The 12,203-nt window shown below is 73.9% G+C and carries 13 protein-coding genes; 3 read left to right on the top strand and 10 right to left on the bottom strand.

Annotated elements, in window-relative coordinates; translation table 11 throughout:
* Positions 1-74 precede the first annotated feature (74 nt).
* From CXR44_RS34245 to CXR44_RS34215, 7 genes are all read right to left on the bottom strand, one after another.
* Positions 75-572, bottom strand: coding sequence for a MerR family transcriptional regulator (locus CXR44_RS34245; protein WP_101790306.1), 498 nt, complete (start codon positions 570-572; stop codon positions 75-77).
* 9 nt (positions 573-581) lie between these two features.
* Positions 582-1,442 carry an SDR family NAD(P)-dependent oxidoreductase gene (locus tag CXR44_RS34240; protein ID WP_101790305.1) on the bottom strand — a complete coding sequence of 287 codons (861 nt, stop codon included), beginning with the start codon at positions 1,440-1,442 and terminating at the stop codon, positions 582-584.
* A gap of 59 nt (positions 1,443-1,501) precedes the next feature.
* A complete protein-coding gene (nadE, locus tag CXR44_RS34235; protein WP_101790304.1) occupies positions 1,502-2,341 on the bottom strand; it encodes an ammonia-dependent NAD(+) synthetase in 840 nt (279 codons plus the stop codon).
* A 55-nt stretch (positions 2,342-2,396) separates the two neighbouring features.
* Positions 2,397-3,968 (bottom strand): ABC transporter permease, encoded by a 1,572-nt coding sequence (locus CXR44_RS34230; protein ID WP_101790303.1) that lies wholly within the window; start codon positions 3,966-3,968, stop codon positions 2,397-2,399.
* Positions 3,965-4,855 (bottom strand): ABC transporter ATP-binding protein, encoded by an 891-nt coding sequence (locus CXR44_RS34225; protein WP_101790302.1) that lies wholly within the window; start codon positions 4,853-4,855, stop codon positions 3,965-3,967. Before CXR44_RS34225 ends, CXR44_RS34230 begins: the two co-directional genes overlap by 4 nt.
* Positions 4,852-5,478: a TetR/AcrR family transcriptional regulator gene (locus tag CXR44_RS34220; RefSeq protein ID WP_180903842.1), complete on the bottom strand. Its 627-nt coding sequence runs from the start codon at positions 5,476-5,478 to the stop codon at positions 4,852-4,854. Before CXR44_RS34220 ends, CXR44_RS34225 begins: the two co-directional genes overlap by 4 nt.
* 187 nt (positions 5,479-5,665) lie before the next feature.
* Positions 5,666-6,580 carry an NADP-dependent oxidoreductase gene (locus CXR44_RS34215; protein WP_219602179.1) on the bottom strand — a complete coding sequence of 305 codons (915 nt, stop codon included), beginning with the start codon at positions 6,578-6,580 and terminating at the stop codon, positions 5,666-5,668.
* 100 nt (positions 6,581-6,680) lie between these two features.
* On the opposite strand from CXR44_RS34215, the gene CXR44_RS34210 reads away from it, so the two are divergent.
* Positions 6,681-7,082, top strand: a complete 402-nt coding sequence (locus tag CXR44_RS34210; RefSeq protein WP_219602178.1) for a winged helix-turn-helix transcriptional regulator — start codon at positions 6,681-6,683, stop codon at positions 7,080-7,082.
* A 39-nt stretch (positions 7,083-7,121) separates the two neighbouring features.
* On the opposite strand, the gene CXR44_RS34205 is transcribed toward CXR44_RS34210, so the two are convergent.
* Positions 7,122-7,658 carry a GlcG/HbpS family heme-binding protein gene (locus CXR44_RS34205; RefSeq protein ID WP_101790298.1) on the bottom strand — a complete coding sequence of 179 codons (537 nt, stop codon included), beginning with the start codon at positions 7,656-7,658 and terminating at the stop codon, positions 7,122-7,124.
* A 199-nt stretch (positions 7,659-7,857) separates the two neighbouring features.
* Between CXR44_RS34205 and CXR44_RS34200 the strand changes: the two genes are divergently transcribed.
* Positions 7,858-9,081, top strand: a complete 1,224-nt coding sequence (locus tag CXR44_RS34200) for a sensor histidine kinase (RefSeq protein WP_101790297.1) — start codon at positions 7,858-7,860, stop codon at positions 9,079-9,081.
* Complete coding sequence (locus tag CXR44_RS34195; protein ID WP_101790296.1) at positions 9,078-9,701, top strand: response regulator; 624 nt, start codon at positions 9,078-9,080, stop codon at positions 9,699-9,701. The genes CXR44_RS34200 and CXR44_RS34195 overlap by 4 nt, the downstream gene beginning before the upstream one ends.
* Before the next feature lie 57 nt (positions 9,702-9,758).
* Here the strand turns inward: CXR44_RS34195 and CXR44_RS34190 are convergent, their stop codons facing one another.
* Both CXR44_RS34190 and CXR44_RS34185 read right to left on the bottom strand, forming a co-directional pair.
* A complete protein-coding gene (locus tag CXR44_RS34190) occupies positions 9,759-10,751 on the bottom strand; it encodes a saccharopine dehydrogenase family protein (protein WP_101790295.1) in 993 nt (330 codons plus the stop codon).
* Positions 10,748-12,196, bottom strand: a complete 1,449-nt coding sequence (locus tag CXR44_RS34185) for an MFS transporter (protein WP_101790294.1) — start codon at positions 12,194-12,196, stop codon at positions 10,748-10,750. The genes CXR44_RS34190 and CXR44_RS34185 overlap by 4 nt, the downstream gene beginning before the upstream one ends.
* Positions 12,197-12,203: the final 7 nt, after the last annotated feature.

Here is a 12,203-nt window from a genome sequence, read left to right as displayed (position 1 = left end):
CGGGAAGGTGGCCTACGCGCCGGTGGTGGCGCGGGAAGGTGGCCTACGCGCCGGTGGTGGCGCGGGAAGGTGGCCTACGCGCCCGTGGCGGCGCCGGGAGGCCGTGCGTCCGGCCCGGTCGAGCCCCCGTAAGTGGCGATCTTGAACTCGACCGCCGTGAGCGAGAGGGTCAGCTCGCGGATCCGGCGGCGGATGGTGTCGCGATGTTCGAGCAGCATGTCGAGCCGCTCGGGCGCCGTGTGCTCACCGGCGTCGACGAGCGAGACGTAGTGCTGCAGGTCGCGCATCGGCATGCCGGACAGCCGCATCCGGGTCAGGAACACCAGGCGCCGCACCGCCCCGGCGTCGTAGACGCGGTGGCCGTTGCCGTCACGGGCCACCTCGACCAGCCCGGCCCGCTCGTAGTAGCGCAGCGTGTGGGGCGAGATGTCGAGGACGTCGGCCACCTCGGCGATCGTCATCGACTCGGGCACGCCGGCCAGGTCCGTGAGGCGGTGGATCGCCTCGACCGACGGCAGGTCGTCCTCCGCGAGCGTCTCGAGTGCCCGGGTCATCAGGTCGTCGGTGGCCATGACGCCAGCCTAGATCGGCCGGACCGATGCCGGGACACCCTCGAAGTCGGCGCTGCGGGCCGTCTCCGCCCACCGCTCCACCTCGTCGAGCCCACGCCGGTAGACGCCCGAGATCCGCTCGACGGCCTCGCGCCCGAGCGGCAGCCGCAGCGGCACCTCGTCGCCGTGCACCAGGGACACGATGATCTCGGCCGCCCGCTCGGGGTCGCCCTCCTGGCGGCCGTCGGTGCCGGCCATGTCCGCGCGGACGGCGGCGAGCAGGTCACGGTAGGTCTCGGACGCCTCGGCGAACTCCAGCACGTCGGCCCCGTTGAAACCGGTCCGGAACCGGCTCGGCTCGACGATCATCACGCGGATCCCGAACGGCGCGACCTCCCCGGCCAGGGCCTCGGACCAGCCTTCGAGGGCGAACTTGGACGCGGCGTACGTCGACACGCCGGGAAACGACATCCGCCCGGCCTGGCTGCTCATCTGCACGATCGTCCCGGCGCCCTGCGCGCGCATGCCGGGCAGCGCCGCGCGGACGAGCGCGGCAGGGCCGAACAGGTGCAGGTCCATCAGCTCGCGCAGCTGCTCGTCGCCGACCTCTTCGACCGCGCCGACCACCGCCCGTCCCGCGTTGTTGACGAGCACGTCGAGCCGGCCGAACCGGTCGACGGTGTCGCGCACGAGGCGCGCGCCCACGGCGGTGTCGCGGGCGTCGAACGTCGCGACCAGGCAGGTGCCCGGGTACTCGGTCTCCAGGTCGGCCACACTGTCGGGCCGCCGCACGGCCGCTACCACGTTGTCGCCCGCCGCGAGTGCCGTCTGCGCCAACGCGCGTCCGAAACCGCGGGACGCGCCGGTGATGATCCAGGTCTGTGTCGTCATGGCGCAGACGCTAGGGCTTCGAGCGCGCTCGAACGCAAACCGGCCGGGGGCCACCGGGATCAACGCCACCAGTCGTCGAGCGGGGTCACCGGAAGGGCCCGCTTGTGCCGGGTCGCGAGGTAGACCGACTCGACCTTCGCCGCCAGCTCCGGCGTGACGTCCACGCCTTCCAGGTAGTCGTCGATCTCGGTGTACCTCAGGCCGAGCGCCACCTCGTCGGGCAGCGCCGGCCGGTCGTCCTCCAAATCGGCGGTGGGCACCTTCTCCCAGGCACTCGGCGGTGCGCCCAGTTCCTGCAACAGGGCGGCGCCCTGGCGCTTGGTCAGTCCGGTCAGCGGAGTGACGTCGGCGCCGCCGTCGCCGTACTTGGTGAAGAAGCCGGTCACCGCCTCGGCCGCGTGGTCGGTGCCCACGACGAGCAGGCTCAGCTGCCCGGCGATCGAGTACTGGATCACCATGCGCTCGCGGGCCTTGATGTTGCCGCGTACGAAGTCGCGCAGCCTCGGCTCACCACCCAGCAGCTCCCGCAGGCCGAGCGCGGTGTCGGCGGCGACGGCGTCCGCGCCCGGCTTGACGTTCACCTCGACCACCCGGTCGGGCCGGACGAACTCCAGCGCGATCCGCGCGTCGCTCTCGTCGGCCTGCACGCCGTAGGGCAGCCGCACCGCGACGAAGACGGCCTCGTGTCCCTCGGCGCGCAGCTCCTCGGCGGCGAGCTGGCACAACCTGCCGGCCAGCGTGCTGTCCTGACCGCCGCTGATCCCGAGCACGTAGCCCTTGGCCGGGGTCGACCGCAGGTAGTCCTTGAGGAAGTCGACCCGTCGCCGCAGCTCGACCTTGGGGACGATGGCCGCCGCGACGCCGAGCTCGGCCAGGATCCGTTCCCTCAGGTTCGCCACCCACGCACTGTACTGGCCGGGGACCGGACGGCGGGAAGCCGGTTCGACCGCGGCTTCAGGCGGAAGGCGCCAGGTCGCGGCGGCGCAGGAACCACATCCCCGCCCCGGCCAGGGCCGCCGCCACCGCGGTCAGCCCGAGCAGCGGCGGCGCCGGCGACGCGGCACCACCCAGCAGCATCGCCGGCACGTGCACGAACGGCGACAGCTCCAGGACGAGCCCGCCGGCCAGCTTGAACTCCGCCAGCAGGTCCACGAGCAGGACGAGACCGAGCACGGTCCAGCTCACGGCGGTCGCCTGCCGGGGCAGCACGCCGAACAGCAGGGTCGCGATCCCGACGACGGTCCAGACGGCGGGCAGGTAGGCCAGCGTGGCCACGATGACGCGGACGGTGTCGCCGCCGTAGCTGAGCCCCGCCGCCGCTCCGAGCGCGGTCAGCAGCACCGCGGGGCCCGCGACGGCGAACACCAGGTGGCTCAGCCCCCAGCGCAGCCGGCCGACCGGGGTGGACAGCAGCAGCTCCGCCCGGCCCGCCGCCTCCTCGCCGCGGGCCCGCAGGGCCGACACCAGCGCCGCCGCGGCGACGAGCTGGCTGAACACGTACATCACGAAGGTGAAGAACACCTCCGAGATGCGGGCGTCCGCGCCGCCGACGGTCGCGGCCAGCTCGCGGAACTGCGGCGTGTCCAGCTGGGTGTCCAGCCCGCGCGCCGCCACACCGAGCAGCACGCCCATCAGGCCGAATCCGATCGCGAAGCCCGCCAGCGTGCCCCGGTGCAGGCGTGCGGCCAGGCCGAACGCGCCCGGCAGCGTGCCGGTGGCGGGTCCCGGGCGGGCGGAGACCAGGCCGCCGGCCACGTCGCGCCTGGTGGACAGCGCGAACGCGGCGGCGGCCAGAGCGGCGACGAACACCGCGATCAGCCCCAGCACCCACCACCGGTCTCCGGCGTAGGGCATGGTCAGCCGGACCCAGCCGAACGGCGTGAGCCACGCCGCCCACGCGACGCCACCGGCGTCGGCCAGCGAGCGGAGCGCGAACAGCAGGCCGCCGGCGGCCAGCGCGATGCCGCGTGCCGCGGCGGATCCGGCGGTGAGCTGCGCGGTGACTGCTGCCACGGCCGTGAAGGCCCAGCCGCCCGCGGCGACGGAGAGCCCGAACAGCAGGGAGGAGCCGGCGGGCAGGCCGTTGCCGACCAGGGCGGGCACCGCGAGGAGCCCCAGCAGCAGGTTGGCGGTGAGCACGACCGCGAGTGCGGCGGCCAGCGGGGCGTGGCGGCCGACCACGCCCGAGGCGAGCAGTTCGCGCCGGCCGGTCTCCTCCTCGCCTCTGGTGTGCCTGATCATCATCAGGACGCTGACCAGCCCGCCGACCAGTGCGAGGGACGAGCCGAGCGTCCAGGCGGTCAGGCCGCCGACGCTCGCGTCGTAGATCGGGCCGCGGGTCGCCAGCTGGGCGGGGTTGCTCATGGAGGCCGCCGCGAAGGAGTCGCGGGCGGCCTGATCGGGGTACAGGGCCGTGGTGGAGGAGGCGATGGCGGCCGGCAGCGCCGCGCTGATCGCGATCCACACCAGGAGCGGCACGCGGTCCCTGCGGAGGATGAGCCGGATGAGGGTCCAGGTGCCGGTCATCTCGCGGCTCCTTCGTAGTGGCGCAGGAACAGCTCCTCCAGCGTCGGGGGCTGGGTGGTGAGCGTGCGCACCCCGGCCCGGGCCAGCTCGGCCAGCACCGGCGTGAGCGCGTCACCGTCCACCTGGCAGCGCAGCCGGGCGCCGTCCACGGCGAGGTCGTGCACGCCGGGCAGCGCCGCCAGGCCGGGCGCGGGCCCGATCAGCTCCGCTCGCACCGAGGTGCGGGTGAGGTGGCGCAGGTCGGCCAGGGTGCCCGTCTCGACCGTACGGCCGGCGCGGATGATGCTCACGCGGTCGCACAACGCCTCCACCTCCGACAGGATGTGGCTGGACAGCAGCACGGTGCGGCCGTCGCGCTTCTCCTGCAGGACGCACTCGTTGAAGAGCGTCTCCATCAGCGGGTCGAGGCCCGAGGTGGGCTCGTCGAGCACCAGCAGCTCCACGTCGGAGGCGAAGGCGGCCACCAGCGCCACCTTCTGCCGGTTGCCCTTGGAGTAGGTGCGGCACTTCTTGCGCGGGTCGAGTTCGAAGCGCTCTAACAGCTCGGCGCGCCGCCGGGGGTCGAGGCCGCCGCGCACCCTGCCCAGGAGGTCGATGACCTCGCCGCCGGTCAGCGACGGCCACAGCGTGACGTCACCGGGCACGTAGGCGAGCCTTCGGTGCAGCTCTGTGGCGTCCTGCCAGGGATCGCCGCCGAGCAGCTCGACCCGGCCGCCGTCGGCGCGCATCTGGCCCAGCAGGATGCGGATGGTGGTGGTCTTGCCGGCGCCGTTGGGGCCGAGGAATCCGTGCACCTCTCCGGTCTTGACGGTGAGGTCGAGCCCGTCCAGGGCCCTGGCCTGGCCGAAGGTCTTGACCAGGCCGTCCGTGCGCACCGCGGCGTTCACTGTCGTCCCTCGTATTTCTCCAGGCCCGAGCGTGCCCGCTCGAACAGTTCGCGGCCGAGGAATTCCGGCCTCATCAGGTCGAGCTGCGCCTTGCCCACGCGCAGCGCCCCTTGCGGGGCGTACAGGTCCGTGCCGAGCGCGCGGGACACGTGCTCGTGCAGCACGGTGATGCCCAGCTTCATCGCCGTCAGCACGGTCGCGCGGGCGCGGTGGTCGGCCTCGGAGTGGTCACCGCGGGCCAGGCTCTCCTCCGTCACGCGCACGAGCTCGTCGAACATGGCGGCGGCTTCGGGCGAGCCGTCCACGAGGGCCCGGCCGAGGTACTTCATCAGCGGCGGCGCGGTCCGGTGGACGTTCTCGACGAATTCCGGCTTCTCCAGCTCGTTGCCGGTGACGCCCGCGCTGACCTGCTCGCGCAAGTAGCTGAGGACGTGGGCGTCGCAGGCCTGCCTCAGCTGCTCCTTGGTGCCGAAGTGGTGCTGCACCAGGCCGGGCGAGACTCCGGCCGCCTCGGCGATCCCCCGGATCGTGGTGGCTTTGACTCCTTGCTCGGCGAAGAGGGCCATCGCGACATCGCGGATACGGGCGCGCGCCGTGAGGTCCTCTTCCGATATTGGTCGCATGACCAGCATCCTATACGCATGTATTGGATGTTGGGCAACTGTATGGCGACGTCGCGACCGTTCACCTCGACGCACGGCGCCCGTCTGGTCGCCGGACGGCCCTCCGACCCAGGACTGTGGCACCCCTGCTGCCGGCGCCTGTGTCGCGGCTCGACGCAGGCGCGGACAAGCGGTCGGAGACGTCTCGTCAGATCGTGACGGCGAGCTTGCCGACGGCTCCGGCGGTGAAGTCGTCGAGCGCGCGCGGCGCCTCGGCGAGCGGGTAGGAGCGTGCCACCGGCACACGCAGGCGTCCTTCGACCGCGTCGGCGGCGAGCCGGGCGAGGGTCGCCGGATCGGGGTCGGCCATCACCGCCGTGGCCTTGATGTCCCGGCCGGACTCCTCCGGGACGTAGTGAAGGGTGGAGGCCAGCCGCCCGCCGTCGGCCAGCAGGGCCGTGAGGGCCGGGCCGTCGCCCGCCAGGTGCAGCACGGCGTCCACCCCGCCGGGTGCGATCGCGCGCACCCGCGCCGGCAGGTCGGTGCGGTCCACGGCCCAGGTGGCGCCCAGGGCGGTGACGAAGGCGGCTTCGGCTCCGGGCCGGGCCGTGGCGATCACCCGGGCGCCGCGCGCCGCGGCCAGTTGGACGGCGAACGCCCCCACGCCGCCGGTCGCACCCGAGATCAGGACGGTCTCCCCCGGTGCCGGGGCGACGGCGTCGACGGCGTCGAGCGCGGCGGTGCCGGCCAGTCCCAGCACTCCCGCGCGAAGCGGGTCGAGCCCGTCGGGAATCCTGGCCAGGCCGTACCGCTCGCTCACCGCCACGTATTCGGCGAAGCCGCCCTGCCCCAGGGTCGGCCGCATGACCACGCCGAACACGCCGTCACCCGGGGTCAGGCCGGTCACGTCCGCGCCGACGGCCGCCACGGTGCCGGCGAAGTCCTTGCCGAGCACGACGGGAAACTCGTAGGCGTACACGCCCTGGAGATAGCCGCCGAGGACGCCGAGGTCGAAGCCGTTGACCGAGGAGGTCAGCACCCGGACGAGCACTTCGCCGGGACCGGGCTCGGGCACGGGCAGGTCGGCGGCCCGCAGGTCGGCGCCGAAGCCGGTGAAAGCCATGGCACGCATAGTGATCACTCCGATTCCACTCATCGCAACAGCACTTTGTGTGCGTTGGTTACTTCTTGTGCGTGCGATGAGTCTGGTCCAGAATGCCGTCATGGCGGAAGAAGGCACTTCGACCCGCGCAAGGCACACCGATGTGCGCGAGCCGGTCGGCGAAAACCACCCCACCTGTCAGCTGCGCGACATCCTCGACCGGGTCGGCGACAAGTGGAGCGTGCTGGTGATGCACCTGCTCGGCGCCGGCCCCAGACGCTACTCCGAGCTGCAGCGCGCCGTCGACGGCATCTCCCAGCGGATGCTCACCCTCACCCTGCGCAGCCTGGAGCGTGACGGCCTCGTCGAACGGACCGTCACCCCCACCTCGCCGCCACGCGTCGACTACGCCCTGACCCCGGTCGGGCAGACGCTCTCGGCCCAGGTCGCCGAGCTCATCACCTGGGCCGAGCAGCACCGCGCCTACGTGGCCGCCTCCCGCGTGCGCTACGACGCGTCGTGACCCCGGGGACGCCGCTCCCCCGCCGCCCGCGCGTGCGTCTCAGCCGAGCCTGCCGGCGACGGCCTTGAGACCGGCCTGGGCGATGGCCTCGTCGATGTCTCCACCGGGCGCTCCGCCCACGCCGATGCCCGCGACGGGAGCACCGCCCGAGGCGACGGGGACGCCGCCGCCGAGGAAGAGGGTGCCGGGGATGTCGGCGATGGTCGGGCCCGTTCCGGTCAGGCCCTTGCCCAGCTCACCGGTCGTCCTGCCGAAGGACACCGCGGTGAAGGCCTTGCGCCTGGCCGACTCCTCCGTCTGCGGGCCCGCGCCGTCTCCCTTCAGCACGAGCCGGGTCGCCCCGGACCGGTCGACGATCACCACCGTGACGCGCTGCTTCCGCTTGACGGCCTCCTTCATCGCCGCGTCAGCGATCTCCAGGGCCGCGTCGGCGGAGAGCACAGGCGTCTGGACGACGGCGCTCTCACCGGGAGCGGCCTGAGCGGCGGAGGCGGCTGTGGCCGTGGTGACGGCGGCGGTGACGGTGAGGGTGCCGGCCAGGATGGCGAGCAGGCGGGCGCGGGCGGAACCGATCATTGTCTCTCCAGGTGAACGTGGTGGAATCAGCACGCTCAACCCTGCTGCCGCCGCCACCGGCGGTCATCGTGCGCCCGGACGGTGCCCGGACGACAAGCGGACGAGCCCGGGATCAACCGATCGGTTGATCCGCTGCTGACCCGGGAGGGGGCAGGCTCCGTCAGCGGGTACCTTCGGAGCGAGCCGGACAGGGAGAGTGATGAGAGAGCGCACCTGGCTCAACCGTGCGATGCACGCGGGGTTCTACCTGCTGCTCGCGGCGTCGGCCCTGCGACTGGTGTCGCGGCACGGCCCGGCCCCGCGGACCGTCGCGGCGCTGGCCGTGTGCGGCGCCCTCGCCCTGGCCTACGCGATCGGCGTCGTCCTGTGGAACCGCCTCGGGCGCGGGCGCCTCGTCTGGCTCGCCGGCGTGGCGGCCGTCTGGCTCGTGCTGGTGGTCCTCGCGCCGTCGTTCAGCTGGTGCGCCGTCCCCCTGCTCTTCGTGTGCCTGCGCCTGCTGAACGCGCGCGGGGTCGCCGTCGCCGCCGCGGCGCTCACGCTCGTGGTGATCGCGGCCCAGCTGGAGATCGCCCAGGAGCTCGACGTGAGCCTGGTCCTCGCGCCCATCGGCGTCGCGACGATGACGGCCGTGATCTTCTGGGAGCTCCAGCGGGAGAGCGCCGCCCGGCAGGTCCTCATCGACGACCTCATCCGCACCCGGGGCACGCTGGCCGAATCCCGGCACCGGACGGGCGTCCTGGAGGAGCGCGAGCGGCTGGCCAGGGAGATCCACGACACCATCGCCCAGGGGCTGACCAGCATGGGCATCCTTCTGCAGGCCGCCGACCGCATGTGGGCGGCCGACCCGGAGCTGGCCCGCTCCCACGTACGCCGCGCCGCCGCGGCCGCCGCGGAGAACCTCGACGAGGCCCGGCGGTTCGTCCGGGACCTGCAGCCCGCCGGTCTGGTGGACGGCTCGCTGCCGGAGGCGCTCGCCCGGCTCTGCGACAGCGCCCATGAGGAGGCCGGCCCGCGGGTCCGCTTCCGCCAGGAGGGCGAGCAGTACCCCCTGGAGCCGGGTGCGCAGGCGGCGCTGCTCCGGGTGGCGCAGGGAGCGCTGGCCAACGTCCGCGACCACGCGGGCGCGGCGACGGCCACGGTGACCCTGTCCTACCTCGACGACGAGGTGACGCTGGACGTGTTCGACGACGGCGCCGGCTTCGCGGAGCCGACGCCCGCCACGGGACGGGGATACGGACTGCGGACCATGCGCGACAGACTGGCGGAGGTGGGCGGGACGCTGGCCGTCGAGAGCGTCCCCGGCGAGGGCACGGCCATCGCGGCCAGGGTCCCCACCGCATGGCCCGGCGGCGACATCCCGGCCGGAGTGCCCGCCGCATGGCCCGGCGGCGGCGACCCGGCAGGTGAGGTGGACGAACGATGAGGCTGTTCCTGGTGGACGACCACCCGGTGGTCCGGGCCGGGCTGGTGGCGCTGCTCAGCGGCGAGCACGACATCGACGTCGTCGGCGAGGCCCCCGGCGGGGAGGAGGCACTGCGCGCGATCACCGTGCGGACGCCGGACGTCGTGCTCATGGACCTGCAGCTCGGTGACGGCATCGACGGGGTGGAGGCCACCAGGCGCATCCGCGAGCTGCCCTCGCCGCCGCAGGTCCTGGTCCTCACGACGTACGAGAGCGACGCGGACATCATGCGGGCCGTGGACGCGGGGGCCACCGGCTATCTGCTCAAGGCCTGCCCGCCGGAGGAGTTGTTCCAGGGAATCCGGGCCGCCGCCAGGGGCGAGACGGTGCTGTCCGCCAAGGTGGCGACCCGGATGATGCGGCGCATGCGCGATCCGGGCACGGCGCTGAGCGCACGCGAGGTCGAGATCCTGGAACTGCTGGCGAGCGGCGCGGGCAACCGGGAGATCGCCAGGCGGCTGTTCATCACCGAGGCGACGGTCAAGACGCACCTGGTGCACGTCTACAGCAAGCTGGGCGTGGACACCCGCACCGCCGCCGTGACGGCCGCGGTCGAGCGGCGGCTCATCAGACTCCCCTGAGGCGCGGACACCTCCGCGCGGTGGCCGCGCACCGTCCGGTCAGGCGCGGGGTGATCGTCACGAGGGTCCCGGCCGGTCGAGGTGCAGGTCGAAGCCGTCGGCGGCGAGCTCGGTCAGGAAGGTCACGGGATCGACCAGCTGCTCGATGTGCCGGACGCCCGGCGGCAGGGCCGGCAGGTGGCGGACCATGAGAGCGGCGGCGCGCCCGGTGGCTCGGCTCTGCAGGCGACCGGTGAAGGCCGCCCCGACGGTCCCGGAGGTCACGGCCACGGCGAACCCGTCACCGCCGAGATGGACCCTCCCCAGCAGGCCGAGCAGCAGACCGCGTACCCGGGGCCGGCGCAGCAGCCGGGCCGCGACGGGCCTGCCCGCGGCGGCGAGCAGGCCGGTGGTGAGGCGGGAGTCCAGGCACAACCCCGTGCTCACCGACGGCACGTCCAAGGTGCCGGGCAGCGTGTACTGGTCGGAGAACGGGAACCGGTGGACGGTGCGCTCGCCGTACGGCGGGGGGAAGCTCATCGTCCACGAGCCGTCCAGCCGGCCGAGCCCGTCCACGGTCCAGGCCATCGCGGCCGGGCCGTGCTGCTCTCCGGAGCCGAGCAGCACCCCGATGCGCAGTTCCGGAGCCGGCGAGCGCTCGGCGCAGACGCGCGCCAGCAGGTTGGTGACCCCGGGGACGAGGCCGACGCTGAGGGCGGCGGTCGCTCCGCGCTGCGTGGCCAGGCCGTCGAGGTCCCGGATGTCGGCGAGCAGGTGGTGGGAGGCCGACACGTCCACGTAGCCGATGCCGCGTTCCAGGCAGGCGCGGGCGACCCGCGCGTTGTCGGCCTCGGCGCACATCAGGACGGTGTCGACGCCGTCCAGCGCCCGGGCCAGGTCGGCGGGGTCCGCGGCGTCCACGCGCATCGCGGTGGCGCCCGCGACGGGCCGAGCCCGGCCGGGATGCCGGCCGGCCGCGATCACGGTCGTGCCCGGGTGGCCGGCCAGTGCGGCGGCCGCCTCGCGACCGACCGCGCCGTATCCGCCGAGGATGAGAACGGTGGTCGTCACCGGGTCGCTCCTTGTCGCCGGGTGGAGCCGGCCGCGTGGTCCGCGCGCCGGCGGGTGAACATGAGCAGGGCGCAGAGGATCCCGAGCGCCGCCAGCCCGGCCGCGACGGCGAAGCCGGCACGCAGGCCGTCGGCGAGCGCACTGGCCGCGCCGTCGCGGGAGGCGGTCCACGCGGCGGAGGTCATGAGCGCGCCGGTGACGCCGAGCGCGGCGCCCAGCCGCTGGGCGGTGTTGAGCAGGCCGGACGCGGCCCCTTTCTGGTCCTCGGGCGCGGCGCGTACGGCCGGGGAGGTGGAGGCGACGAACACCGCCGGCAGTCCCACGGCGAAGGCGAGGCCGGGCGGCAGCACGGCCGTCAGGAACCCGGCCGCGGGGTGCAGGAGGAGGGCGTATCCCGCCAGGCCCAGCATGAGCAGGCCCATCCCCGCCGCCAGCACGACGCGCGGCCCGAGTCGGCCCAGCGCCCACGGCACGACGGTGCGGGCGGTCACCATGTTGACGACCGCGATGGGCAGGACGGCGAAGCCGGCGACGATGGCGGAGTAGCCCATGACCTCCTGCAGCATCAGTGACAGCAGGACGAACGCCGGCACGTGGGCGGCGCCCACCAGGGCGTTCGCCACGGTGCCCGCGCGGACGTCCCGCTGCCGGAGCAACGCCGGCGGCAGGATCGGCTGCGGGTGGCGCCGCTGGCGCACCGCGAAGACGGCCGCGAGGGCCGCGGTGGCCGCGGCCGCCACGGCGGTGAGCGCGTCCCAGCCGCGGGCGGGCAGCTCCGAGGCCAGGAACACGATCGCGAGCAGGGTCCCGGTGCCGGCCAGCGCGCCGACGAGATCCGGCCGCGGCCCGCCGGCGCCCGTGGCCAGGGGCCCGTCCGGTGGGAGCAGGCGCGGGCCGGCCAGGAGCGCCACCACCCCGATGGGGACGTTGATCAGGAAGATCCAGGGCCAGCCGGCGCCCTCGGTGAGGATTCCCCCCAGCGCCACCCCGGACGCCGCGCCGGCGGCCGCCATGGCGCTCCACACCCCGAACGCCCTGCGGTGGACGGCCGGCTCGGTGAAGATCGCCGCGAGCAGGGCCAGCTCGGCCGGGACGACCAGCGCGGCGCCGATGCCCTGCACAGCGCGGCCGGCGAGCAGCGTGCCCGCGTCGGGAGCGAGGCCGCACATCAGCGAGCCCCCGGTGAACAGCACGAGCCCGGCCTGGAACATCCGGCGCCGGCCGAGCACGTCGGCGGCACGCCCGCCCACCAGCTGGAACCCCCCGAAGGTCAGCTGATAGGCGTTCACCACCCAGGCCAGACCCGTCTCGCCGATGGCCAACGTGGCACCGATCGCGGGCAGCGCCACGTTGACGATCGACACCTCGAGGAAGACGACGAGCTCGACCGAGGTGAGCAGCAGCAGGACGGCGAAGCCTCCCGCTCCCCAAGTTTTTGTAGTCACACTCCAA

Origin of the sequence: Nonomuraea indica, assembly GCF_002850745.1 — a bacterium.
Lineage (GTDB): Bacteria > Actinomycetota > Actinomycetes > Streptosporangiales > Streptosporangiaceae > Nonomuraea > Nonomuraea indica.
Note: the sequence above shows the minus strand (reverse complement) of the source record. Positions and strands in the feature narration are given on the sequence as shown.